This is a genomic window from Leptospira johnsonii, assembly GCF_003112675.1.
In the GTDB taxonomy this organism is placed as follows: domain Bacteria; phylum Spirochaetota; class Leptospiria; order Leptospirales; family Leptospiraceae; genus Leptospira_B; species Leptospira_B johnsonii.
This window is the reverse complement of the sequence record NZ_BFAY01000005.1, coordinates 447513-473758: the sequence shown is the minus strand read 5'-3', so window position 1 is coordinate 473758 and position 26246 is coordinate 447513. Positions and strand designations below refer to the sequence as shown.

Below are 26246 nucleotides of genomic sequence, written 5' to 3'. Positions count from 1 at the left end.
TTACTGGATACTTCCGCTTCTATTTACCGCGTTCTGCCACATCGTAGTGAAGAAGTCTGCGGATCTATAGACCGGTTCCAGATCGGAACGTTTGAGTCCCTGTTGTCTTAGGTCTTCAAAGAAGTCAGGCATGAGCCCTATATGGGATGCACCTTCCGTATTGAAGTCGAATGTCCTGTTCCCGAAGGAGTATTTTCCAAGAGAAGGATTCGCCGCAAGAGTTGCCGCTAATCGAATGGAAGAATCCGGAGAGAAAGGATAACCTACTTTAGAAGCTTCTGGTTGTGCAATGACTGAGGTTCCTCCAGGACAAGCACGGGTTCCATAACGAGGTCCAGGCATATGGGCAAATCCGTTAAAATCTGTTCCGACAGCGATCCTTCCATCGTAAGCAGGATCACCTATTAGAGTTTTGAGATATTGGTAAGATTGGGCGAATGTTTGACTAGTTCCGCCGCAAGCATGTGCGATATAAGAACCGTCGCTATTTTGTCTCCACTCACCTATCTCTTCCAGATTTCCTTGGCCTGTGATAAGCCCGATCATTCCACCTAAGGTGCTGATACGTTTGAGAGCTGCACCTGTTGGGTTTGCCTCATGACGATTTCCTTTATTCGCCATATCATATACACCGGTGTGACCTGTTACGATACCTGGATAAGACTGTTGCTCAGCAAATGTAAGAGCTCCGTCCAAAGATTTTGCGGACATATGACCCACGTCGATGATCATTCCTTTTTTCATCAACTCTCTAAGTACCTTCTGTCCGTAAGTGGTTAGACCAGCAGTGTTACAATCCTGTCCGTAATGTTTACAATCATACTTGGTTCCACTTCCCAGGATATTATAGAGACCTGCCCCACCGAATCCGTTGGTTTTTAAGTGGATCGGGAACACATAACGTAGTCCCAGGTCATATAGTTCCTGAACGCCTTGTGTGATCATAGAATCGTTACAGTTGCTTCCGGTACAATCTACCAGATAGTCCACTTCCGCGCCTAAGACCACTGCAAGTTTACCGCCAGAAATTACACTCTGCGCTTCTGCAGGAGTTTTAACGATACGGAACCAGCCTTGTCCAGGACCGCCGCTTTGTTCGTCGATCCAAGCTTGCATATCATACACTGCCTGAGTCTGGCGGCGTAAAGTGTTCATATCGTTCAGGTCATAGACAGGATCGGTAGCGATCGCTATTCCTTTGATGATGTCTGGAAGTCCGTTATCCGTTGCTCCGAACATATAGTCACCATTTACAGCGAGTACTACCATGGCTCTCATCCCGCCTTCATATGCGCGTTTGATCCATTCATAATACATAGTTTGGTGAGTGTAGCTATTGTTAGCAGGCCAATAAGGAAAGCTGCTATAGCCTCGGTTATCGTGGCGAACGGTTCCTAATAAGGCTCCGATAACATCGTCTTGTACGATTGCTTCTACCCTAGAGTGTCCTGCAGAATGTCCCTCGTCGGAAACGCTAGGACAATCAGCTAATGCAGTTGCAGGTGCCCCGAATGGAGAACCATGAAAGATAACTCCACCAAAACCTAAATGAGCCATCGGGTGAGTATGAAGATCTACATAACCTGAAAGAGTGCCGGTTCTTTTAAGAGAATCGTTAGCTCCTCTGGTGTAAGCTTGTGGAGCGGTTTCACAACTAGAATCTGCGACATACCATTCTCCCCACATTCCTGTTGCACCGCCTGTGTTCACACATCGATGAGGAGTTGTATAGGTTTTTCCCGCGATAGTAATCGGCATTTTGGCACAGGCTTCTTCCCAGGTAACACCTACTATATTCCATAAACGTGAAGAATACTTTCTTTTACCTGCATAAGTCCCAGAGGATTGACAACCGTCATTCTTATGAGTGTAATTATAGATCCCGCCTTCGTCCGGTGCAGCCCAGTTCGCTTCGCAAGAATCATCGACCAGATCGAATTCTCCCCACATATTGAATCCTGTGTTTTTACAACGGCTTGGCTTAGTAAATACTTGGCCGTTGATGGTTGCTCCCATATTTGCGCAGGTTGTTTCCCAACTCTGGCCGGACGGGATCCCGTAAAGGATTGCTGAATATTGACGCTTCCCAGGAAAAATTGCGGTGCAACCATCCTTCTTAAATGTTCCCCAATATGGATCACCGAAAATGGACGTACTCGTGACAAAAACAGCCAGGAACACGACGCCTAACGCAGGACCTCGTAAAAGCCGAGTTTTCATACGTTTCTCTCCCTACTTACTAGTTTGTATGTTTTTTGTATTCTTCGGTTACGTTTTTCAGCTTTTTGCCGTACAGTTCTTTGCCGGCTAAGATCATTCTGCGTTTTTCGTCATCAAGGCGCTCTGGATATCTTTCTTCCATTAAGCGCAATAGTTCTAGTTGGTCCTCTTGGAGCTTTATCTGAGAGGTATAATATTCATCGATCTCTTTGCGGGTAGCTTTGTTGGAGTAGATCTTTCCATACAATGTTGCCCAATGTTCCAGGAGTTCTTCCTGAGCTTTTTTTTCTCCCGCATCTTGGGGAGTAGCAACTGCAACCCAATATAGATTATCAGGAGTCTCACTTTTTAAAAGGGATGCGGATACAACTGCGTTATCTTCGTTATAGGGAGAAGAAGAAGTTCCCAATTTGATAAATCCAGAGAAAATAGAGAGCCCTTCCGAAAAAACATTCTTGGAAGAGGATTGAGTGGCTCCGGCCTGGCTTCTAGTGAAAATAAAAATAAGAACAACTACAATAAAAGCAGAAGAGATCAGTAATGCGTTTTTCTTAGATGGCATCGGCCGAACAGTATATTACATTTCGCTCCGTTATGCAAATTCTTTGTAATTATTTATTAGAAAAATGTTATAAATATTTGAAAACATGCTCTAGTATTTTTGAAGCTAAAAAGAAGAAGTAAAATCGGTACTTAAGTCATAAAATTATAAACTAGAACGCGCAGTTCTATGATAATTGCTTGTATTCTTGGGGATAAGTTCATTCTTTTTTCTGGAATGTATGGCTTTTCTTGTTCATCTTTTTGACAAAGTTTTTTCACTAGTTTTCCTAAATCGAATGATTGGGCAAAAAAGGGAGTTTTTTAAAAGGGAAAGGGACAAATCTGGGAATATGTGGGCGCTATTTCGATTTTTTTTCGGACTCAATTATCGTTTTGCACTTAGACAATATAGAAAGGCGAAGATACTTTCTTCCGTAAATTTTGCTCCCGTATTTACTCGAAACGCTTACTTAGAAATTTTAATCGTACTCAGATATGTTTATCTGATCCTGCCTATCATCATTCTTCCTTTTGCATTTTATGATATCGTGGATGCATTTTCGGACGCAAAGGACAATTCATTCGTTCTATTCGATCTGGTATTTTATGCCGTTTTTTTGACGATGAATGTTCTTTTGAATTCGGGTCGTTTGCATAGAGCGGGTCTGGATCGGATCAAATTACTTTGTAGGATTGGGGTCCTTCTTCTTTCCTTAACCGGAACCTGTATCACAGTTGTGGTATTTCCTCGACTTCCGGAAATTTCACTTTTCTCCACTGCTATGTTTAGCGTTGCGATCATGTTTAGATTTCCGGACCATACTAAGTATTTTATCTACGCGATCAATTATACGATCCTATACAGTTTTATTTATTATAGCGGAAATAGAGAACCGGTACTTTTGCAAAACCCTTTGGTGACTCTGTTTCTGATCTTAATTTTCGATCGTGTTTCTTTCTTAACTTTGGCGAATACTTATCTCAAAACCCAGAGGATCATCCGTTTGAACGAAAGGTTAAAAGAAGAAGATACCAATAAGAGTGATATGATCAGTATTGCAGTTCACGACCTGAAAAGTCCACTTTCAGGGATCATGAGTATTAGCACGATCCTTCGTAAAAACCTAAAATCGTTCTCGGATAAGGAGAAGAAGGAGATCCTAACCGATATTGAAAGTTCTTCCCGAAAAATTTTGGGGCATATCGACGATCTAGTCGGAATTGCAGCTTCCGGTTTTGAAAATATAAAAATAGATTATAATATTTTGAATATCAATTCTTATATTAGATCTACCATCCAGAACTTCGATTACCAGGCTTCTTTAAAACGTATCCAATTTCATACTCAATTTGAAAAAGAAGACCTAAAGATCCGTTCCGATAGAAAAGCGGTCGCAAGTATTTTAGACAATTTGGTTTCAAATGCGGTAAAATATTCTCCTATAGGCGGTTCCATATTCATTCAATCCAAATTGATAAAAGACAATGGAGACTTTGTCCAGATCCAGATCAGAGATGAAGGAAAAGGATTCACAGACGAAGATAAAAAACTTTTATTCTCCAGGTTCACTCGTCTATCCGCGAAGCCTACCGGTAACGAACCTTCTAGCGGTGTGGGGCTTTATGCAGTTCATAGATTGGTAGAACTACTCGGTGCAAAGATCAGCTTGGAAAGTAAACCTGGGCAAGGAGCGACCTTCACTGTTCTATTTGCCAGAACCAAAATTTCAGATTGACCTTTTGAGAATTTTTTACAGAAATCGCTAAGCATGGTGAGAGCTGTTTTAGTCGAAGACGACAAACTGATGGCAAGGACCATCCAGCATTATTGCAGAGAGGCATTCGGAAAAAGTCTAGTATCTCTCAAAACCTTCGACGAACTGACTCCTGCACTTTATAGTATTCGTGAAAACCCTATCGACCTTCTTCTTTTGGATATCAATCTAAAAGGACAATCAGGCTACGAGATACTAAAGTTGCCTGAAAAAGATTCCTTCTATACGATTGTTATCTCTTCGGATAAACAAAACGCAGTAAGCGCATTTGATTTCGGTGTTTTGGATTTTGTGGCAAAACCATTCACAAGAGAAAGATTTATCGCAGCAATTGATCGTATGAAGTCTGCGTCCGCATCCAAAGCGGATTCTATACGTAAAAATAGTATCTCTCTAAAAAAAGACGGAATGATAGAAGTGATCCGATTCCAGGACATTCTATACTTAGAAGCTTCCGGTAATTTTACCGAGATCCATCTCAAGTCTGGACGAAAGGAAATAATACGCAAAACGATGGAGTCGGTTCTTTCCGAACTTAATTCCGATTTTTTCCGCTCTCATAGATCTTTTATAATCAATCTTTCCGAAGTGAAGAAGATACTACATGGAAAAGGAAACCATTTTAAAGTTCTTCTAGGCGATTCCGCAGAAGTTGCTTTATCCAGATCTAGATATAATATTCTAAAAGAAATGTTAGGATAAAAAAAAGCCCGCAGGGTTTGGCAGGCTGTAAAAAATCTATTTCGTTTTAGATTTCTTTATTGGATGCTCGCACCTCTTGTGACTGCATTCTGCCACATAGTAGTGAAGAAGTCGGCAGAGCGATAAACCGGTTCCAGATCGGAACGTTTTAAGCCTTGCTGTCTCAAATCTTCAAAGAAGTCCGGCATAAGCCCTATATGAGCTGCTCCTTCCGTATTAAAGTCGAATGTCCTGTTCCCGAAAGTATATTTTCCAAGAGAAGGAAGAGCTGAAAGAGTTGCAGCTTTTCTAATGGAAGCATCCGGTGCAAAAGGATACCCTACTTTAGCCGAATCAGGCTGAGCGATCGTAGATACTCCTCCTGGGCATGCGCGGGTTCCGTAACGAGGTCCAGGCATATGGGCAAATCCGTTAAAGTCTGTTCCGACAGTAATTCTTCCGTCATAAGCTTGGTCTCCGATCAGATTTCTAAGATACTGATAGGATTGTGCGAATGTTTGAGTGGTTCCTCCACAAGCGTGGGAGATATAGGATCCGTCAGAGTTTTGTCTCCATTCCCCTACCTCGTCCAGATTTCCTTGTCCTGGGATGAGTCCGATCATTCCACCTAAGGCAATGATACGTTTGAGTGCTGCACCTGTTGGGTTTGCCTCATGACGATTTCCTTTATTCGCCATATCATATACTCCGGTGTGACCTGTTACGATACCTGGATATGCTTGCTGTTCAGCGTATGTTAGTGCTCCATCCAAAGATCTTGCGGACATATGCCCCACGTCTATGATCATCCCTTTTTTCATAAGGGCTTTCATGATCTTAGGTCCGTAAGAAGTTAAGCCAGCAACGTTACAATCTTGTCCGTAGTGTTTACAGTCATACTTGGTTCCACTTCCTAGGATATTGTAAAGACCTGCACCGCCGAATCCGTTGGTTTTCAAGTGGATCGGGAAGATATAACGTAAACCTGCGTCATACATTTCCTGAACACCTTGTGTGATCATTGAGTCAGTACAAGTGGTTGTAGTACAATCTACTAGATAGTCTACTTCTGCACCTAAGACAACTGCGAGTTTACCCGCCGCTATTACACTTTGAGCTTCTGCAGGAGTTTTTACGATACGGAACCATCCAAGACCTGCACCGCCGCTTTTCTGATCAATCCAAGTCTGCATATCATATACTGCTTGGGTTTGACGACGTAAGGTGTTCATGTCGTTTAGATCGTAAATTGGATCTGTTGCAATTGCGATCCCTTTGATAATATCCGGAAGACCATTGTCCGTTGCTCCGAACATATAATCACCGTTAACCGCAAGCACGACCATAGTTCTGAGGCCACCTTCGTAGGCGCGTTTGACCCACTCATAATACATTGTTTGGTGAGTGTAGCTATTGTTCGCCGGCCAATAAGGGAAACTTGCGTATCCTCTATTATCATGTTTTGCAGTAGAAAGTAGAGCTCCGATAATATCGTCTTGTACGATTGCTTCTACTCTGGAGTGTCCTGCAGAATGCCCTTCGTTAGACATACTCGGGCAATCCGCTAGTGCAGTTGCTGGTTCTCCATAAGGAGCTCCATGGAAGATCACTCCTCCAAAACCTAGGTGAGCCATTGGGTGAGTATGAAGATCCGCATAACCAGAAAGAGTTCCTGTTCTTTTGAGAGAATCCTGAGTACCTCTTGCGTAAGCTTTAGGAGCGGACTCACAACTGGAATCTGCAACATACCATTCTCCCCACATACCTGTGGTTCCGGTATTCACACAACGAGTTGGAGTTGTATAAGTTTTACCTGCAATAGTAAGAGGCAATTTAGCACATGCTTCTTCCCAAGTAATACCTACTACGTTCCAGATACGTGAAGAATATTTTCTTTTGCCCGCATAGGTTCCGGAAGTTTGGCAACCGTCATTTTTATGAGTCCAGTTATAACCTCCGCCATCGTCTGTTGCCGACCAGTTCGCCTCGCAGGAGTCATCGATTAGATCGAATTCTCCCCACATATTTAAACCAGTGTTTTTACAACGACTAGGCTTTGTAAATACTTGGCCGTTAATGGTTGCTCCCATATTAGCGCAGGTAGTCTCCCAACTTTGGCCCGAAGGGATCCCGTAAAGGATGGCAGAATACTGACGTTTGCCTGGGAAAATCGACGTGCAGCTATCCTTCTTGAATGTTCCCCAATAAGGATCCGCAAACACGGATGCACTTCCTGCGAAAAACATCGTACATACTACGAAGCCGAATACGGATCTTCGTATTGACCGATAATTCATAATTCTCTCCAAATCTATTTTTGGTTTATGTGTTTTTCATATTCATCTTTTACATTTTTTAGCTTTTTAGCATATAGTTCTTTGCCTGCCAGGATCATTCTTCTCGAATCGTCGTTCAAACGTTCCGGATATCTATCCTCCATGATCTTCAATAGCTCCAATTGGTCTTCTTGCAGCTTGATCTGTGCCGTATAATATTGATCTATCTCTTTACGAGTTGCTTTGTTGGAGTAGATCTTTCCGTAAAGAGCCGCCCAATCTTCTCTGAGTTCATGTTGGGCTTTTGTTTCAGCGGCATCTCTAGGAGTTGCCACTGCTATCCAATATAAATTGTCAGGAGTTTCATTTCTGAGAAGAGAAGCAGGTATAAGTCCTTCTTCTTCATTGGAAGATGATAATGAGCCTAGGTTAAGAATGTTCGAAAATGAGGAGAAGCCTTCGGAAAAAACGTTTTTTCCGGAATTAGAAACGGCTGCATTCTTGGAAGAAGAAGGCACCAGCAATAAAAGTAAAATACCTGAGATCAAAAGGGCTGAAACAAGTATGGTTATTTTTCTAAAAGACATATGTAGGAACATACTAGGATTCTAAGGCACCTGCAATGAGTTTGGGATGAAAGTGGATCTAGGTATGATGAATGGAAAAATTCTTATTAACCCCTTATATAAGAGGATTCTTTATATTCGATCGGTTGTTATATAAAAGACTTTTGGCCGTATCCCTTGATTTCGATTAACAACGCCTTTGTTATGCGAAATCAGTAAGAGAAAAGGCGTTTTTGGAGGAAATAGTCGGTCTTTTTCTCGGATTCTCTGTAAATTTGTAGGAGCTTCTACATAAAATAGTCAACCAGATGAGGCAATAACCTACTGAAATTCCCTCGATTTTGGGAACTTTACCCTATGATATCATAGGTCCAATGGTTCATTTTTTAAAAAATAACGTAAATTATATCTAAAAGACTAAACAAATGTGGATCTACAGGGTCTATTATGAAGATCGTAAATTTGCTGAAATTTGGTAAGATTTGAAGGAAGGGAAAAGATGGCTCCCCCTGCAGGGCTCGAACCTGCGACCCAGTGATTAACAGTCACTTGCTCTACCGACTGAGCTAAAGGGGAGTGTCGTGGTAGCAGGATCCAGTTTTTAGAAATGAGGCAGGCTGGCAATGAAAAATCTTCGAGACATAGGTATTTTCTGATCGGATCTACAAACAATTTTTCCGGCAAAAACCGAACAGCTTTTGGAAAAGTGCTACCTGAAAATGCGAAAGCTATAGTAGCGTGACATAATCCAAAAACGCACTATATTTTGCCGGAGTTTCATAAGGAGCATGCTATGAAGCTAAATAAACATTTCACTTCACCTGAGAAGGGATTTTCCAAGGACTTAACTTGGGTTAAAAGGAATTCTAAGATCTCTAACCCAGACGGTTCTGTCGTTTTCGAAGCTAAGGACATACTTGTTCCGGACCAATGGTCTCAAGTTGCAGTAGATATTCTTGCCCAGAAGTATTTCAGACGTAAAGGAGTGCCTAAATACTTAAAAAAAGTAGATGAAAAAGGCATTCCAGAATGGTTACAGCGCTCTGAACCAGACACCGAAAAACTTTCTTCTTTAAAAGCAGAAGATCGTTTCGTTGGTGAGGGATCAGCACAGGAAGTTTTCCACCGTTTAGCGGGCTGTTGGACCTATTGGGGATATAAATACGGTTATTTTTCCGACGAAGAAAGTGCGAAAACTTTCTATGAAGAAGTCTCTTTCATGCTGGCTTCTCAAATGGCTGCTCCCAACTCCCCTCAATGGTTTAATACCGGATTACATTGGGCGTACGGGATCGACGGCAAGTCCCAAGGACATTTCTATGTGGATCCTACCAGTGGAAAATTGGTAAAATCTTCTTCCGCATACGAACATCCACAACCTCATGCATGTTTTATTCAAAGTGTAGATGACGATCTAGTCAATGAAGGCGGTATCATGGATCTTTGGGTCCGTGAGGCTCGCCTATTCAAATACGGTTCCGGAACAGGAACCAACTTCTCCAACCTGAGAGCGGAAAACGAATCTCTTTCTGGCGGAGGAAAAAGCTCCGGTTTGATGAGTTTCTTAAAGATCGGAGACCGTGCTGCCGGTGCGATCAAGTCCGGAGGAACCACTCGTCGCGCTGCTAAGATGGTATGTTTGGATGTGGACCATCCGGATATCGATCGTTTCGTAGATTGGAAAGTAGAAGAAGAGAAGAAAGTAGCTTCTCTTGTGACTGGATCCATTCTGAACAACAGACATTTGAATGCGATCATGAAAGCTTGTTACGAAATGGAGGGAGAGGATCGTTTCGAACCTAAAAAGAACTCCGCTCTTAAAAAGACCATCGTAGAAGCAAAAAAAGTCCTGATCCCTGATAATTATATCAAAAGGGTGATCGATCTTGCGAGACAAGGATACAAAGAGATCCTGTTCGAAGAATTAACCACCGACTGGCAATCCGAAGCATACAATACTGTTTCCGGACAGAACAGCAATAACTCCGTTCGTCTTCCGAATGAGTTCATGAATGCTGTAGAGCAGGATCTTCCTTGGCATTTATATAATAGAACGGAAAAAGAAAAAGCTCTGAAGGAAAAAAGAGCTGCTAAACCTGTAAAAACGATCCGAGCAAGAGATCTTTGGGATAGAATTTCCTTTGCTGCTTGGTCTTCTGCCGATCCGGGAACCCAGTATCATACTACCATCAACGAATGGCATACTTGTCCAGAAGATGGAAACATTAACGCTTCCAATCCATGTTCAGAATACATGTTCTTGGATAATACCGCATGTAACCTGGCTTCTGCGAACTTACAGAAGTTTATCGATCCGGAAACCTTAGTTTTCGACGTAGAAAGTTTCCGTTATCTTTGCCGCCTTTGGACAATCATTCTCGAGATTTCCGTGACCATGGCTCAGTTCCCTTCCAGAGAAATTGCAGAACTTTCCTATAAGTTCAGAACTCTTGGACTCGGATATGCAAACCTAGGTTCCGCATTGATGATCATGGGAATTCCTTATGATTCTAAGGAAGCTATGGCGATCACCGGTGCTATCACTTCTATCATGCATATGACCGCTTACGCTACTTCTGCGGAAATGGCAAAAGAGTTGGGACCATTCCCTGGTTATGAAAAGAACAAAAAGCATATGCTTAGAGTTCTGAGAAATCATAAAAGAGCGGCGTACAATGTTCCTTCCGAAGATTACGAAGGACTTACAATCACTCCTGTCGGAATTGATCCTGCATACTGCCCTTCTTATCTTTTGAAAGCTGCTCAGGAAGATTCTGACAAAGCGGTTATATTGGGAGAAGAATCCGGGTACAGAAACGCACAAGTTACCGTGATCGCTCCAACCGGAACCATTGGTTTGGTAATGGATTGTGATACTACCGGAATTGAGCCTGATTTCGCTCTCGTGAAATTCAAAAAATTAGCGGGTGGCGGTTATTTCAAAATTATTAACCAGTCCGTTCCTCTGGCTCTTCGTAAATTGGGATACTCCCCTTCCGAGATTGAGTCTATCGTGAATTATTGTAAGGGACATGCTACCTTAAACGGTGCGCCTGTAATCAATACCCAAAGCTTGAAAGAAAAAGGTTTCACGAATGAGATCTTGGAAAAAGTAGAATCCTCTCTTCCATACGCTTTCGATATCAATTTTGCGTTCAACAAATTCAATTTGGGTGAGAACTTCTTACAAAAGAACCTTGGTATTGCAAAAGAAACATATGATTCTTTTACGTTCAATCTGTTGGAACATTTAGGTTTCTCTAGGGATGATATCAATAAGGCTAACGACTATGTATGCGGGACAATGACCATTGAGAACGCGCCTTACTTAAAAGAGAAAGATTATCCTGTATTCGATTGTGCGAACAAATGTGGTAAATATGGAAAACGTTATCTTTCCTACGAATCCCATATCCGCACGATGGCTGCTGCTCAGCCGTTTATCAGCGGTGCGATCTCTAAAACAATCAACCTTCCGGAAGATGCAACTGTTGAAGATATCAAAAGTGCATATTATATCTCTTGGAAGATGATGGTAAAAGCGAATGCTCTTTACCGTGACGGATCCAAATTGTCCCAACCTCTCAATTCCGTAATGGAACTTCTGAATGGGATCGAGTTGGAAGAACAGGAAGAGATCGCAGAAGCTGCGGTTGCGAAAGATCCGTCTCAATTCGCAGAAAAGATTGTTTATAAGTATATCTCTCATAGACGTAAACTTCCGAACAGACGTGCTGGTTATACGCAAAAAGCGGTCGTAGGCGGTCACAAAGTTTATTTAAGAACCGGAGAATACGAAGACGGACAACTCGGAGAGATCTTCGTGGATATGCACAAAGAAGGTGCAGCATTCAGAAGTTTGATGAACGCATTTGCGATCTCTGTATCTTTAGGTCTACAACATGGGGTCCCACTAGAAGAGTTTGTGGATGCATTCACATTCTTCAAATTCGAACCGAACGGTATCGTGACCGGAAACAAACATATCAAGATGAGTACTTCCGTGATCGATTTCATCTTCAGAGAACTTGCGATCACTTATCTGGGAAGATACGATCTTGGCCAAGTGGCTCCGGAAGATCTAAGAGGAGACGAGATCGGATCCAGAAAATCTTCCGAGTCCATCCAGCCTAAGCAAGCGGTGCAACCTGCACCTTCTGCAGTAGTGGAAACTGCTCCTGCTTCCGAGCCGGAAACGATTTCCTACTCTCAGATGATGAGGACGGAAAAACCTACTTCAGGGATTGCCTTGATGGAAGAGATCAAACTTGCAAGGATCAAAGGATATACTGGAGATTCCTGTACAGAATGCGGATCTTTCGAAATGGTAAGAAACGGTTCTTGTTTGAAATGTATGTCCTGCGGGGCAACTACTGGATGCTCTTGATCTAAGAGCCCAGTGTAAAAAAGAAAAACCTCGGGTGGCGGCTAGCGCGATTCGAGGTTTTTTTATACCTTTAGAAAAAGTGAATATTCTCCCTGGCCTGTTAAAGTTTAGGGAAAGTTTGAAAATTTGTTAAATTGATTAAGGAACAGGACCTGCGCCCGGCAAACCTGCAGGAGCGTTCAGACCAGGGATCTTGAATTCAGGTCTTTGGAAAGTCCCAGTGATCGGGATACATTTTCCACTTCCGCTTTTTTCTAGAAGATCTAACGCACCTACTATAATTTGGTTTTCGGCGGCGGATGCAAAATTTCTTTCTAACTCGAAGCAGGCTCTTAAATTTAATTGGGAATTGGAAAAAGAATCCGAAAGTCTGACGTTTCCGTGTAGATCCAATCTTGCAACGGAAGTATCGATAATAAATTCTTCGAATTCCACCATCCCTTGGTCTATTTTAGAAGTGATGAGTATCTTATTTACGAAAAAGTTCTCTATTTTTCCTACAAAAGGAATTTCAGGAAGATTGGGAAAGGATCCGAATTTTCCTTCCGGCATTTTAAGAGAAAACGCTCCACCGAATCTGCTAGCCGGGACGCTCAAAGAGTCCAACTGTAGGTGACCTTCTAATTCCCCTATGTTTCCAAGAGTTTGGCCGTCATAGTCTAGTTCCAATTCTTCTATTTCGAAATCACCGTTCACCTTCTTTCTCAAGAGGGAAAAAAGTCCAGCTTTGATCTGAGCGTCCTTGGATCTGACCTTGAATGTTTGGCCCATGATCTCCATAGATTTTACGGAAACTTTTCCGAGTAGAACGGAGACTGATAACTCGTTAAAAAATACACTGCTTGGTTGTCCGGAAGAGGAATTCATGAATTGACGGACTATATTTTCGTAAGGGAATAATAGTATTAAAAAAAGAAGAAAGGAGCTGACTCCGCTTCCAACCAGGATTAGTTTTTGTTTGAAAGAAAATCTAGGAGTATCTTCTTCCTCTAATCCATCAGGAGGTAATTCCTCCAACTCCATCGTGAGGAATTCTTCTTCCTCGTTGGAGATCAGTTCGTCCTCTTCTTCTAATTCTATCTTTTTTGCGCGAGCCATCTTATTTTCCAGGAGCGACACTATAGGCCGCGATTTTCATGTTCACGTCGTAGGTATTTTTGTCTTGGTAAGGTTTATTGGTTTGGAAATATTCCACCCTTGCATTTACCTTATTGCCCTTATCTATATCATACAATACGGACATAACGTTTTCCAGAGGCACACCTCTTAAATTCACCTCAAAAACGATTACTTGGTATTTCCCTTTGTCGATCGCTTTTGCAGGGATAGGCCTCATCGTGGAAATTCTATCCTTTACGCCATTATCGGAAAAGATCCTTTCCAACTTTGCTGCGAATGCACTCTGGTCATTCTCCCCTGTGTTCACATTTTCCAGGGATCTGAAAAATAAATAGTCAGAGATTGTTTTGTCCAACTGGGCCGCGAGTCCGGGAGTATTATTGACTGTCTCGGAAAGATCCGTTCTAAGTCTGTAAATTTTACGAACTACCAAGAATAGCAGCAGGACTAAGATCAAGCCAGCGGCTATGATTAATAAAAGTTTTTCTCTAGGCTGTAATTTTTGCCACATAGACGGTCCCTCTTAATCGTTCTCTTCGATTTTAGAGGTCACCTCCATTTTAATCACAAAGGAGACTTTAAATGTTTTGAGTCCGAAATTCGGACGGTTACTATCTAATTTTACGTTTTTGAACATGGGAGAACGGGCCAGGGAATCCTGTACTTTTCCGATTTCTGAGATCTCGTTTACCGCACCTTGGATGGATACTGAACCGTTATCATAAGTGATACTTTGGAACAAGAAAGGCTGCATTCCTGGATCGGGGAACTTTAAGGAAATTTCATGTAGTACATCCAACACGCTCGGTTTAGAAAGGTATTTTCTGTATAGTTCCGTTTTTCTCTCAGCACCGTCCCTTAGACTTTTTGCAAACTCTATTGGATCCCTGTTGGAAGGGACACTAGAACCGGTGCTGGATTTTACTTTTTCAGCCAGGATCTTGTTGGCAGCGGCTAGTTTTCTTTTATCAGAAATAATTCCTAAGAAAAATACTCCGATCAAAAGAACGAACGAAACAGAACTCAAGATAATATGAGGTTTGAATATAGCGATATCGAATAAGTTCTTGTTAAGCCGTTTGACATAAGGAGTTTCCAAAAAATCTATTTTAGATTTTTTGGATTGGATCAGATGATACGCCATCCCATAACAAGTAGCAAATCTGTCCGGGTCGGCGCTTAAAAAATCGTATCTTCTGGCTTGGATTCCCAGGTTTTCTCCTAAAAAGGATTCCAGATCTCTGACCTTACTTCCCTCTCCAGAAAGATAAACAGCTTCCGGTCTTTCAGTTTCTTCTAAAGAAAGGAAACTCCTGCGGACTTCTTCGCCTAGGGATGTAAAAAATTCCTGAGTGATCGCAAATGCTTTTTTGATATCTGCAACTTTGAGTTTGTATTCTTTTGCAAATAAATTCAGACCGTCTTCCGGAGAATGGAAAGGTTCGAATTGGATACTGGTTTTTAAGGACTCAGCTTTATCCTTAGGGATCTTTAATGCTTTGGAAATTTCTTCGGTAAGAGTGTCTCCGCCCACGGAAAGAAAACGAGTATGTGCGATCTTTCCGTCCTTGGTCACATTCAAAATGGATTTTTTACCGCCAATATCCAACTGGGCAACGTTTGCGAATTGGATCTCTTTATGTAAATGTTTGGAGATAACTGAACCTAAACATACGGAATCCACAAAGATCCCACGGAACACTAAGCTTGATTCCAGAAAAGGAGAAGCTAATGTATCAAATTCGGAATGATGAGCGGCATAAGTAATTACATCCGACTTTTCCTGGTCGATTCTCCAAACCGAGCCTAATACTTCTACGGTTTCCATCGGAAAAGGGACTCTGCTTTCTATCTCGAAAGGGATAACTTCTCGAACGGCTTTTTCGGTTGTTAATGGAATGGAGATCTCTCTTACAAAAAGTTTGTCTAGAGAAAGAGAAAGTACGATTGCATGTTCTTCTGCAAAATATGTATTAATAAAACGAAGTACGTTTGTTTCGTACTCTTTTTCTTCCATTCTGGAAATAGGCATGGATTCCGCCCGAAGTAGGGTCAAATTACCCGCCACTCTTTGGAACAGCGCACCCTTAACGGAATTAGTACCGTAATCTACGGTTAAAAACTTTTCGTATAAGAACATTAATCTTCTCTATAATATAGCATCAGGTTATTGGTCAGGTCAAAAATTCCGGTGATCCTACGGACGATTTTAGGGCCTTTCATAACATCGGAACTTTTTTTACTATTATAGTTTCTTTCTACTTCTCCGACCGCGCTGATCCGGAATATTTCACCCTTTGTTTTGATCCTTCCACCGGAGACGTCGGTTCCTTCTCCTGCTAATTCTTTATAGAGGGAAAGCCCGCCCACAGAAGGCACTTGGAATTCAGGGATGGTTTCCAGATCTTTGATTTCCTTCAGATAGCCGCCTTTTTTTATTTTCATTTTCATGATCTGAAGAACGGACTGGCGGTTCATAAAATCGGATAGAGACATTAAAACGAAGTACGGTGCGGCGTTCAAGTTGATTCTATCGTCGTAGTTTCTCTGGAAGGGAACAAATGCGGTCAAATTATTTGCCAGTACGAAATCGGACTCTCCGATCAGGCTTTTTTCCTCGTCGGACATAAAATCCTTGGAATATTTTTGCTCATAGTCCGGAGGTTTTTGGGAGCCATACACTATTTTAGGATCGAAACCTTTCACCGAGGTAAGCTCGGAAAGAGAATACATGTATGCGTTTTTAATCTTTCTAGGCGGAGTCAGTTTTTCATAATAAGAAATTTCGAAATTCCCCTGACTATCATCATCTAACCAATCTATTACCGGATTAAAAAGGTCCCTCTTCATTCCCAAACGTTCCAGAAGTCTTTGGGCCATTTCTTGGTTTCTTAAATTCAGTTCCTTTGTATCAGCGTTGAAGATAGAATTCAGATTAATTTTTCCGTCTTCTCCCTGGATCTTGTAGTAGATCCATCCTCCTCCCATTGGGACCGGTGGCGGATTTAGGCCTATCCCGGATTGGTACAATTGTTCTTCTGGGATTTTTCTAAGTGCGGCCAAAGCTCCTTGGAATCCCGCCTTCGCCAAAAGAGAAGCCTTGAATCCTGACATTTCACCTTGGGAAATTTTATACTCTGCCATGGATCTTTCTGCAAAATCCAAAGTGGTAGTTAAGGCGGCGACACCTATTCCTCCGACTAGGAGCAGTACGATGGCTCCCCTTCTTCTGGAGAATCTTCTGCCTTTTAGACCCAAACCCGAATTCATTTCATAAGCATCCCTGGGAAGGCAAGAGTTTCAAAACGTCTTTCCTTATTTCCCATGTTCGCAATGATCTCTATTCTGATAAGACGAGGGATACTTTTTCTTTGGAAAGAATCCCATTCTTCTTCCCATTCCTTTCCTGTTTTGGAAAATTTAAAGGAGAGAGATTTTACATTATCTAATAACTCGTATTCTTGTCCGCCTACGAAAGGATACTTGTCCACGATCTCATCTTCTCTTCTCATCAATTTATAATAATCGGTACCGTCTTTTTGTTTTAGATAATATTCTACTTCTCTTACTTCAGGAAGAGCAACTTCTTCCGAGTTAGGGTGGACTGCAGCGAATACTATAAAATGATCCTTGGTACTTTCACCCGGATGTCTTGGCCCATCTTCAGATTTGCGTCCTTTTCTACTCACGAAGACTAGGTTTTTTTCGGTTTGGAAATAAAATGTCATGGTCAAAGTGCTTCGAATATTTTCGATCACAGAGATCGCTTTTTCTCTATCCACACCTTCCGAGCCTGATGTGGGCCGGGTGACTTTTAGTATGGTTGCATAGGTCCCGAATACCATTCCGAGCAGAACGCCTAGTAATGCTGCGACTATAGTTAATTCTATTAACGTAAATCCGGATCTTCTTCTTTTTCGAAGAAGCTTAAGAAAAACTGAATGTAAAGAAGAAGGTCCCATATCAGTTCATTCTCGCCTTATAGGTCTCGATCGTGTATTGTTCCTTTACTGGAATTCCTTGGTTATCCCTTCCGCCTGTAGGATATTCTATCGTTACATAAATATGAAATACTGCGATAAGTCCGCCTGTTGCGGAACCTTGGTTATTACCGGTTCGTTTTGCGATCAGCTGGTTCATACTGGAATTTGTACCTCCCAGTAAATCCTCTGGCTTTTTGCCGCTTTCTTTTCCGGCCATTTTCAGAAGATCCAAGTTCTCTTCTTTGATGATTGTGGTAAATTTCCAGTCTTTGTAACCTGGAATGTCTCCAGAACTTGTGTCCGCTTGTAGAATGGTGGCGGAATCTATCTGGGCCATTTTAATTTTTGCTAAATGAGTGGCTTCTATTTGGAGAGCTGCCACTTTTTTGAGTCGAATCCCTTCGGAAACTACCATTAGTACATAAAGAAGCCAACCGGCGGCGAGCGCAAACGCCAAGGTCATTTCTAAAATAGTAAAACCCTGTCTCTTTTTAAGAGGATTCTGTCTTTTAAAACTTACTCGTGCCATATTGCTCGCTACGTTTGTATTCTTCCAATTGTTCCTTGGAGACTACAACTTCCCCGTCCTCTATTTCCGATTTCCCACCGTAACGTTTGATAATCAGCGTTCTTGTGATCTCCGGATCCGGACCTAAATGGATATAAAAATCTTCCGCTACCGCCATAGGAGAGAATGGAATGCGGATCTTTCCAGTATTGTATCTATAACCCCTTCCATCCATCACATCCACGATCGCTGAAGAACCGGGAAGTTCTCTGTCTTTGAAGACCGGAACTTCTTTCAAGCCTGTCTCGTCCCTTTCCATGTCTATAATGGTATAAGTTTCCGTATCCACGTTTAACTGTAGATAGACAGTTCTTTGATTGATCTTCGCCCTTCTGAAGCAGAAGTTCACAACGTCATGCAATAACATTGCTTCTTCTTGGGCGCCTGGTGTGAGTAAATTAACTAAGGAAGGAAGCACAAGAGCGAACATCACTCCGATCAGGAATACTGCGACTCCCAATTCGATCAATGTGAAGCCGGAACGGATCCGGCCTTTCGCTCTTGGGCCCATTGGGTTTATTTTTTAGCGCCGGATGCAGAAGTGAATTGAGCCGGATATTGTTCTTCTTTAGTGATATCGAAGTCTGAATTTAAACCTTCTCCACCTTCTGTTTTGTCCTGACCAAAAGTAATGATCTGGATCTCACCTGCTCCGTCATATCTGAGTTTGTATGGGTTTTTCCAAGGGTCGTTGATAGAATCCTTGCTGCTTACCATAGGGATCCAGGTCTCAGGAATTTCTCCGGTAGTCGGTCTTTCTACTAACGCGTCTAGGCCTTGCTCTTCACTCGGATAACTTCCAAATTTGGAAGCGTATCTTTCCAAATGTAATCTAAGTTCCTGTTTATCTTTTTTGATCTTCATCTTTGCGGTTTCGATGCTCACTCCACCGAAATCCACACTGACAAGAATGATAGTCATCAAAGCACCTAAAATGGCGACGACGATCGCTAATTCGATAAGAGTGAATCCTTTTCTCCGTTTGTTTCCCGTTTTCAAAGTCGGTTCTCCTATTTCTATTGTTATATACCTTGTAAATTCTGGGTCAAGCTGAACATCGGAACGATGATCGCCGCCATAATGATACCGATCGCAAAACCCATAAAAACAAGCATCAGAGGTTCGATCGCTTGGGTCGCGTTTTTCAAAGCAGAATCCACTTCTTGGTCGTAGATCTCCGCGAGCTTGTTCAACATCTCCGGGACCCTGTCGGAAACTTCTCCAGCCGACATCATACCTAAGACTAGTTGCGGCAATATCTCTGACCCAGTGAATGCAGCGGAAAGTTTCTCTCCTTCTCGAATTCTTTCACATGCGTTCCGTATTTCCTGGCCGAAAACGGAATGGTTAACGATCTGTTCAACAATTTGGAGAGAAATGATCAAGGGAACCCTATTTGTCAGAAGGATCCCTAAGTTCCGGGCAAAATTGGATATTAGTACTTTTTTATTGAGCGTTCGGATAATCGGTATCCTAAGAACGAACTTCTCCCATTTTTCCTTCCCTTCCGGAGTGGATTTATAAAAGAAGAAGCCCACAATTCCGGCACCAATCATCGGGAAGATCAAGAACCAGTAGCCTGTTAAGATCCTGGAACTTCCGATCACGATCCGAGTGATTACAGGAAGTGTTGCGTTAAATTCTACGAATAAGTGTTCGATCTGGGGAACAACTGTGGTGAGAAGGAAAATGATCACGATCTGTAAGAGGCAGAAAATAATTCCAGGATAGACGAGTGCGGTGGTGACCTTTCCTTTTAGTTGAAGGTTTTTTTCTTCCATCTCCGCAAGACGCATGAGTGCGGTTTCGTAGTCACCTGTTCTTTCTCCCACGGAAACGAGCGATGGATACTGGTTCGGAAATATATCCGGATGTTTTCTCATCGAATCGGATAAGGAACTTCCTTCAGTAATATCCGCTTGCATTGCGATCACAACTTTGCGAAAAACTTCATGATCAGTTTGTTCGATGATATTCGAAAGGGATTTGTCTAGAGGGATACCTGCACCCAAAAGAGTTCCTAATTGTCTGGAAAAAAGACCTATGATCTTTTTAGGAACACGATAGAGAAGTCTAGCTAAGAATGGAAAAAGTTCTCTGTCCTTTCTTTCCGCATCTTCGGAAATTTGACGAACGTAAAAACCTTTGCTTTTAAGTTTGGCTCTTGCGGATTGGATATTGGGGGCATCTATAATCCCCTTTTCTTCTTTTCCCTTTTTGTTAAATGCAGTATAAGTATAAAGCGCCATGGAAGGAAAACTTAAGTAACCCTTAGAACTTCGTCCGGGGTGGTAACTCCATCCAATACTTTTCGGATCCCATAATCTCTCATAGTAGCGAATCCGCTTTCTAAGGCAACATCATTGATCTTATTTGTATCCGATCCGGCAAGGATCGCATTTTTGATCTTACTGTCTATGATCAGAAGTTCATAAATTCCTGTTCTTCCTTTAAACCCGGTATTCATACAATGAGAACAGCCCTTGCCCTTATACAAGACTCCGCCTTTCAGTTCCTTTTTGGAAATTCCGATGGACTCCAATTCCTGAGGAGTAGGTTTATAAGAAGTTTTACATTCTTTGCATATAGTTCTTACAAGCCTTTGGGCCATAAAACCTAAAACAGTAGATGTGATCAGATAAGGTTCAATCCCCATATCCACAAGTCTTGTAGCTGCAGAAGCTGCGTCATTCGTGTGCAAAGTGGAAAATACCAAGTGACCTGTTAAGGAAGCTTGGATCGCGATCCTAGCAGTTTCCTCGTCCCGGATCTCCCCCACCATGATCACGTCCGGGTCCTGACGTAGAATGGCTCGGAGGCCTGTCGCAAATGTAAGTCCTATCTTTTCTTGCATCTGCATTTGAGAAACACCGTCTATCTGGTATTCCACTGGGTCTTCGCAGGTAATGATGTTTCTTTCTTCCGTATTCAGCTCGGTTAAAGCAGAATATAATGTGGTGGATTTTCCGGATCCAGTAGGACCAGTCACTAAGATAATACCGTGTGGTTCGTAAATAAGAGTGCGAAGTGTCTTGATCAGATCCGGATAAAATCCCATAGTTTCCAAGGAATATTTCTGGTCTGTTTTGTTCAAGAGACGCATAACGATACGTTCTCCGAACTGACAAGGAATTGTGGAAACCCGGATATCCACGTCCTTTCCTGCAAGTCTGAGCTTGATCCTACCATCCTGAGGTAATCTGTTCTCCGCGATATTCAGGTTGGACATGATCTTTATACGGGACGTGATCCCTGCATGATAAGACTTGGGAGGTGTTAATACATTATGAAGAATACCGTCTATCCTGTACCGGACCACGAGGCTTTTTTCGTACGGCTCTATGTGTATATCCGAAGCTCTTTCGTTTACTGCTTGAGAGAGGATCACGTTCACCATCTTGATGATAGGAGCGTCGTCCGAAAGGTCTATTGTCTCGTTATCGAAACCTTCTGCTAGTTCCGAGAAGCTACCTTCCATTTCATTCAACATATCTTTCGCAGCTGCGGAAGTAGTGTCGAACTGGGAATGGATAAGTCTCATCACCTCAGGTTCAGGTGCGAGTATGAAATCTACTTTAAATTCTTTTAATGCAGAACGTACATCATCCATCGGGTGAAGATCCGTAGGATCGGAAATCGCGATCTTTACGTTCTTCTTAGTTAGTTCGAAAGGAACTATTTTACTTTTTTGGATCAGTTTAAGAGGGATACGGTCGTAAACTTCTTCCATTCCCTTGAATTCCAGTTTTTCCCGGAATTCCATTTTGTAGAGGCGGGCCATCGCCTTCAGAACGTCTACTTCTCCTGCGATCCCTTTTTTTTGAAGAATATGTCCTAGAGGTAAATGATTCTTTTTCTGTAGTTTGAGAGAGTCTTCCAGATCCTTGGAAGATATGACCCCGTCTTCTACGAGAATATCACCTAGAGTTTTCACTGTATTATTCTCCGCGTTCCTTGATGGTGGCTTCTTTGTTTAGAACCCTTTCCCTTTCGATTTCGTATCTTTCCTGTTGTAGTTTCTTCTTAACAGTCATCTTATCAGCAAGTTCACGATTGTCCAAGATGTGCGGGGTGATAAAAACCATTAAATTGGTCTTTTTTAATTGTTCCGTGGTCCTGCGAAAGATCCAACCTAGATAAGGAATATCTCCCAATAATGGGATCTTGATCAGACGTTTTTGTTTGTCGTTGGAGATCAAACCCCCGATCACGATCGTCTGTCGATTATCGATCGTAATTGTGGTTTTTACTTCCCTTCTATTAAAAGTTGGGTTACCTCCGGCAAGTGCGATGGAGGCGATATTTTTGATCTCTTGCAAAAGATCTAAAGTGATTCGGTTATTCTTATTAACGTGAGGAGTGAATTTTAATTTAATACCGGTTGGACGATATTCGTAGTTGTCTACTGTCACCGCGTTTGCACCGCCCAAACCTGCGTTACGACTTTGGGTCCTGACTGGAACGTCCTGTCCTACGTTGATCTCCGCCTCTTGGTTGTCCAAGGTCAATACTTGAGGAGCGGATAATACGTTGAAATTCTCATTTCCTTGGTTGGCACTCAAAATCCCTAAGATCTGTTGAGCACCCGCTTGTACGAAACCGAGAGAGAAGCCGGATAACGTGTTCAGGTTTGGATTGATCCTACCGCTTGAGTTGATAATATTACCTTCTTTCGCAAGTCCTGAATTGAACTGGCTATAAGGTCCCTGTCCTTGGAATCTCCAGTCGATACCGAAGTCATTCGTATCGGTGGAAGAGAGTTCTACGATCAAAACCTCCAATAGGACCTGCTTTCTTGCAGAGTCCAGAACTCGGATAATCTTACGGATCTCGTTCCATTCCGCTTCAGTAGCTGTAACGATAACCGAGTTGGACTCCTTATGAGCTACTGCCTTAATCTTTTCTACCTTAGGAGCAGGTGGAGGTGGAGCTCCAGGCGCTCCACTTGGAATAGGAAGATCTCCTACCATAGGATTATCTAATTTGATCAGAGTCGCGGCAATCTTCTCCGCTTCACTGAATTCTAATGTATAAATATGAACATCACCAGCAGAGGCAATCGCTCCAGGACTGGTTTCATCCGGTCTTACATCCAACTCGTTTACTAAAGTGAGTAATTTATTGATGTCTGCGGTAGAACCGGAAAGAACGATCGTATTTGTATTTCTATAAACAATAATATCTGTATTGGGAGAAGTTAATCTTTTTAGGATCGGTTCCAATTCTTCCGGTTTTACATTTTCTACCGGAATGATCTGTGTAATAATACGATTATCTAATGCTTCCGTTTCTGGGATAGGATCTTTACCCACTCTCACGTAAGGAGATCTAGCAAGTGCATCCTTCAATTTTACGATAGTGATCAGGTCTACTTCTTCCACGACCGCGAATCCCATGGATTCCAAAACCGCCTTCATAAATGGAAATGCGTTTTTGACAGGGATCTCTTTTTGGGAGATGATCGTGATCTTCTTACCTTTTAAACTTTCATCCAAAAGAATGTTTTTCTTTAGGATCGCGCTCATCCCTTTTAGAAAATCATTAAGTTCAGTATCTCTCCAGTTGGCATAAAAGGTTTTTTCCTTTGTATCTTCCGCGGTTGGGGCAGTATTTCTCTTACTTCCTTTTTTGGAAGCCTGGGAGAGTAAACCTTCGTTCACCGAAAGAAGAAGTAAGAACGCGAAGGCCGCGTTTCTCAAATATCTGGATCGTAAATCTATTTTGCGCATTTAATCTTTAATTCCGGATGATGAATTCGTAGGACAGTATCTTGCCCATTCTCTCTACGTCTACGGATACTTTATCGGCCGTTTTCAGGGAATTCCATATCTCCATCATTTTCACCGTATCGTTTAATGGCATTCCGTTTACCCGCCGCACCACATCTCCGGTTCTAGCTCCCAGAGAATAAAAAATATGATCGCTGCCTATGCTGTAAATTTTGTATCCCGCAATCGTGTTATTTTCCAAATAAGGACCGAATTTTCCCTTATAAAGTTCAGCTACGTTCGCTAATTTTCTATTCACGTCCTGTCTGGACAGAATTTTACGGACCGTATCAGCAGCAGGCGGTCCTCCAGGGACATCTGCCTGAGCACCTAATTTGGCCCTAGCTTCGCCAGGTGTTTGGCCTATCTCTACTTTGAGAGACTGGCCTCCTTTTTCCAAGACTACATGGTTCAGGAGAATGGACTTTACCTTGTATCCGCCCACTGCTTCTCCCATTGCGAATTCTTCCGCGTTTTGTTTCCCTTTTTCTAAAATAGTTACTCTGGCAAAACTCCAGTGGCCGCTTAAAGTCCCGGTCACTCTCATTTCTTCCCCTTCTCCAGTATCCGGAGGAGCTCCAGGAGTTCCGTCCGCACCTGCAGGAACTTCTCCCGGAGGAGGAGCTAAACTTCCCCTGAACAAAGAACCAGTTACCATCTCCTTGGACATTTCGACTGTGATAGAATTTTCAGCCACGGGTCTTCTGGGAGCTGCTGTTGAGGAACCTGTCTGCACATTCGGGGTCAGAAAAAGTAGAAGTATCCCTCTACAAAGATATGCCAGAGAGAAGGAAAAAAATATCACGACAGGGATCAGAACATAGAATGTATGTTTTCTGAATTCGATAAAAATTGCGTTCATTGCGCCCTTCGGATATTCTCACGGAATCATTCTAAAAAAGCCGGCTCCAAAAATGTTGGTCCCGGCTTATCGAAAGATGATCGCTTAAAGTTTCGCTACTTTGCCTGGGTCCAGGTTCGTAACAATTTTTAAGGTCTTCCTAAGCGCCACCTCAGGATTGATCCTTTTTCCGTTATAGAACACCTCGAAATGGAGATGAGAACCTGTAGCGGAGCCTGTGCGACCTACGGCACCTATGACCGTCCCTGCTCTCACTTTCGTTCCCTCTTCCACTGTAATTTTAGCGCAATGCGCATACATGGTCCTATAACCGTTTGGATGATCTACTATGACTGAGTTTCCGTAACCACCATTCACTCCGGCAAAACTTACTACGCCGTCTGCGGAAGCGAGTATTGGTGCTCCTTGAGGGCCAGCCATATCTATCCCAGTATGGTAACCACCTCCACCTGTGTGGAACGGATCTTTTCTTTTACCGTATCTGGAAGAGAATCTAGCTCCTAAGACAGGAGTAATGAATACTCTTTTGTATTCTATTTTCTGGCGAGAAGCATTTCCAACCTTAACAGGAACGCTTAAACTTTGTCCCACTTTTAGAACGGAACCTTTGTTTAGACCGTTTGCTTCTGAAATTTTAGCGGCAGTAGTCTTTAAGGCCTTAGCGATCCTGAATAATGTATCTTTAGGTTTTACAATATAGGATTTTATGATAAAGCCGCTTTGGCTAACAATCTTAGACGAAACAATTGGATTGATGCTAATAAAAGAAGGAAGCTCTAGATTGGATTTGTCCTTATGATAGCTAAGAGAAGAATATTTGTCTTCTTCCCATTCTTCCGGGGATTGAGAGAATAATTGTTTGATCTTACGCTCTTCCTTGTCTGTAAAAAAAGAAGAGTCCTTATTCGCGTAATCGTTGATCGCGTTTTCGTAATTTTTGAGCGGATCGGCCGATAAAGACGAGGTAAGCATGGCGGATATAATGGGAAGGCAAAGAATCGTCCGTTTCACATATTTAATATCGGCTGCGTCGGGATGCCTTCTTGAACCTAGGGGGGAACGACGGCTACTTTTTCTTTTTATATTCCGTGAGCTCATTTGCAACGATCTTATCCAAATCCTCTATACTGATGGTCTTTTTCTCTAGATCTTCATTCACCTGATAGGCGATCAGCCTGCCGATTGCATGTTCCCTTTTCTGGTCCGCAGGGAAACATTTCACTTTAATCAGGGAAGGAGTCGATTCGATGTAGATTCGGACCAACATTCCCTTCTTAAAAGTTTCGGTCATGGAGACTTTTGTGTCTTTTTTAAGGCTGTATATCTTATCCTGGTAATGCTCGTTGATCTCAGATAACTTCTCTTTTTTGATCAGTCTGGCTCCACACTGTATGGTAAATAGGGCCAGTAAAAAAGCGAAGAATCGCACCATTTCATGCATAAGTTACTGAAGGTCCGGAAGTGATAAACTAGTTTTTAGAAAAAAAGCGAGAGGTCT

General features: G+C 42.3%; 21 protein-coding genes and 1 tRNA gene. 3 read left to right on the top strand and 19 right to left on the bottom strand.

Features of this window, described 5'->3' with window-relative positions; genetic code table 11:
• Both LPTSP_RS03440 and LPTSP_RS03435 read right to left on the bottom strand, forming a co-directional pair.
• Nucleotides 1–2220 carry a membrane dipeptidase gene (locus LPTSP_RS03440; RefSeq protein ID WP_108927427.1) on the bottom strand — a complete coding sequence of 740 codons (2220 nt, stop codon included), beginning with the start codon at nucleotides 2218–2220 and terminating at the stop codon, nucleotides 1–3.
• Nucleotides 2221–2239: 19 nt separating this feature from the next.
• Entirely contained in the window at nucleotides 2240–2782 is a 543-nt protein-coding gene (locus tag LPTSP_RS03435; RefSeq protein ID WP_108927426.1) for a hypothetical protein, read from the bottom strand.
• Between the two features lie 331 nt (nucleotides 2783–3113).
• Here LPTSP_RS03435 and LPTSP_RS03430 point away from each other — a divergent pair, with 331 nt between their 5' ends.
• A complete protein-coding gene (locus LPTSP_RS03430) occupies nucleotides 3114–4499 on the top strand; it encodes a sensor histidine kinase (RefSeq protein WP_245915450.1) in 1386 nt (461 codons plus the stop codon).
• A gap of 33 nt (nucleotides 4500–4532) precedes the next feature.
• Nucleotides 4533–5240 (top strand): LytR/AlgR family response regulator transcription factor, encoded by a 708-nt coding sequence (locus LPTSP_RS03425; RefSeq protein WP_108927424.1) that lies wholly within the window; start codon nucleotides 4533–4535, stop codon nucleotides 5238–5240.
• Between the two features lie 56 nt (nucleotides 5241–5296).
• On the opposite strand, the gene LPTSP_RS03420 is transcribed toward LPTSP_RS03425, so the two are convergent.
• The 3 genes from LPTSP_RS03420 to LPTSP_RS03410 form a co-directional block, all read right to left on the bottom strand.
• Nucleotides 5297–7516 carry a membrane dipeptidase gene (locus LPTSP_RS03420; protein WP_108927423.1) on the bottom strand — a complete coding sequence of 740 codons (2220 nt, stop codon included), beginning with the start codon at nucleotides 7514–7516 and terminating at the stop codon, nucleotides 5297–5299.
• A 14-nt stretch (nucleotides 7517–7530) separates the two neighbouring features.
• Nucleotides 7531–8082, bottom strand: a complete 552-nt coding sequence (locus tag LPTSP_RS03415; protein ID WP_108927422.1) for a hypothetical protein — start codon at nucleotides 8080–8082, stop codon at nucleotides 7531–7533.
• Nucleotides 8083–8561: 479 nt separating this feature from the next.
• Nucleotides 8562–8637 (bottom strand) — tRNA-Asn (locus LPTSP_RS03410).
• A 217-nt stretch (nucleotides 8638–8854) separates the two neighbouring features.
• Here LPTSP_RS03410 and LPTSP_RS03405 point away from each other — a divergent pair.
• On the top strand, nucleotides 8855–12448 hold the full coding sequence (locus LPTSP_RS03405) for a vitamin B12-dependent ribonucleotide reductase (RefSeq protein ID WP_108927421.1): 3594 nt from the start codon (nucleotides 8855–8857) through the stop codon (nucleotides 12446–12448).
• 138 nt (nucleotides 12449–12586) lie between these two features.
• On the opposite strand, the gene gspN is transcribed toward LPTSP_RS03405, so the two are convergent.
• The 14 genes from gspN to LPTSP_RS03335 form a co-directional block, all read right to left on the bottom strand.
• Nucleotides 12587–13546: a type II secretion system protein GspN gene (gene gspN, locus LPTSP_RS03400; protein ID WP_108927420.1), complete on the bottom strand. Its 960-nt coding sequence runs from the start codon at nucleotides 13544–13546 to the stop codon at nucleotides 12587–12589.
• A 1-nt stretch (nucleotide 13547) separates the two neighbouring features.
• Nucleotides 13548–14078: a hypothetical protein gene (locus LPTSP_RS03395; protein WP_108927419.1), complete on the bottom strand. Its 531-nt coding sequence runs from the start codon at nucleotides 14076–14078 to the stop codon at nucleotides 13548–13550.
• Nucleotides 14079–14090: 12 nt separating this feature from the next.
• Nucleotides 14091–15707: a pilus assembly protein PilM gene (gene pilM / locus LPTSP_RS03390; RefSeq protein WP_108927418.1), complete on the bottom strand. Its 1617-nt coding sequence runs from the start codon at nucleotides 15705–15707 to the stop codon at nucleotides 14091–14093.
• Nucleotides 15707–16837: a type II secretion system minor pseudopilin gene (locus LPTSP_RS03385; RefSeq protein WP_108927417.1), complete on the bottom strand. Its 1131-nt coding sequence runs from the start codon at nucleotides 16835–16837 to the stop codon at nucleotides 15707–15709. The genes pilM and LPTSP_RS03385 overlap by 1 nt, the downstream gene beginning before the upstream one ends.
• Complete coding sequence (locus tag LPTSP_RS03380) at nucleotides 16834–17529, bottom strand: type II secretion system protein (protein ID WP_108927416.1); 696 nt, start codon at nucleotides 17527–17529, stop codon at nucleotides 16834–16836. The genes LPTSP_RS03385 and LPTSP_RS03380 overlap by 4 nt, the downstream gene beginning before the upstream one ends.
• 1 nt (nucleotide 17530) lies before the next feature.
• Nucleotides 17531–18079, bottom strand: a complete 549-nt coding sequence (locus LPTSP_RS03375; RefSeq protein WP_108927415.1) for a prepilin-type cleavage/methylation domain-containing protein — start codon at nucleotides 18077–18079, stop codon at nucleotides 17531–17533.
• A complete protein-coding gene (locus tag LPTSP_RS03370) occupies nucleotides 18060–18629 on the bottom strand; it encodes a type II secretion system protein (protein WP_108927414.1) in 570 nt (189 codons plus the stop codon). Before LPTSP_RS03370 ends, LPTSP_RS03375 begins: the two co-directional genes overlap by 20 nt.
• Nucleotides 18630–18634: 5 nt before the next feature.
• Nucleotides 18635–19117: a type II secretion system protein GspG gene (locus LPTSP_RS03365; RefSeq protein WP_108927413.1), complete on the bottom strand. Its 483-nt coding sequence runs from the start codon at nucleotides 19115–19117 to the stop codon at nucleotides 18635–18637.
• 23 nt (nucleotides 19118–19140) lie between these two features.
• Nucleotides 19141–20367 (bottom strand): type II secretion system F family protein, encoded by a 1227-nt coding sequence (locus LPTSP_RS03360; RefSeq protein WP_108927412.1) that lies wholly within the window; start codon nucleotides 20365–20367, stop codon nucleotides 19141–19143.
• 11 nt (nucleotides 20368–20378) lie between these two features.
• Complete coding sequence (gene gspE, locus LPTSP_RS03355; protein WP_108927411.1) at nucleotides 20379–22052, bottom strand: type II secretion system ATPase GspE; 1674 nt, start codon at nucleotides 22050–22052, stop codon at nucleotides 20379–20381.
• Between the two features lie 4 nt (nucleotides 22053–22056).
• Complete coding sequence (gene gspD, locus LPTSP_RS03350) at nucleotides 22057–23847, bottom strand: type II secretion system secretin GspD (protein WP_108927410.1); 1791 nt, start codon at nucleotides 23845–23847, stop codon at nucleotides 22057–22059.
• A 7-nt stretch (nucleotides 23848–23854) separates the two neighbouring features.
• A complete protein-coding gene (locus LPTSP_RS03345) occupies nucleotides 23855–24748 on the bottom strand; it encodes a general secretion pathway protein GspC (protein ID WP_108927409.1) in 894 nt (297 codons plus the stop codon).
• 84 nt (nucleotides 24749–24832) lie between these two features.
• Complete coding sequence (locus tag LPTSP_RS03340) at nucleotides 24833–25846, bottom strand: M23 family metallopeptidase (RefSeq protein WP_217350165.1); 1014 nt, start codon at nucleotides 25844–25846, stop codon at nucleotides 24833–24835.
• Entirely contained in the window at nucleotides 25815–26189 is a 375-nt protein-coding gene (locus tag LPTSP_RS03335) for a type II secretion system-associated lipoprotein (protein ID WP_108927407.1), read from the bottom strand. The genes LPTSP_RS03340 and LPTSP_RS03335 overlap by 32 nt, the downstream gene beginning before the upstream one ends.
• Between the last annotated feature and the right edge of the window lie 57 nt (nucleotides 26190–26246).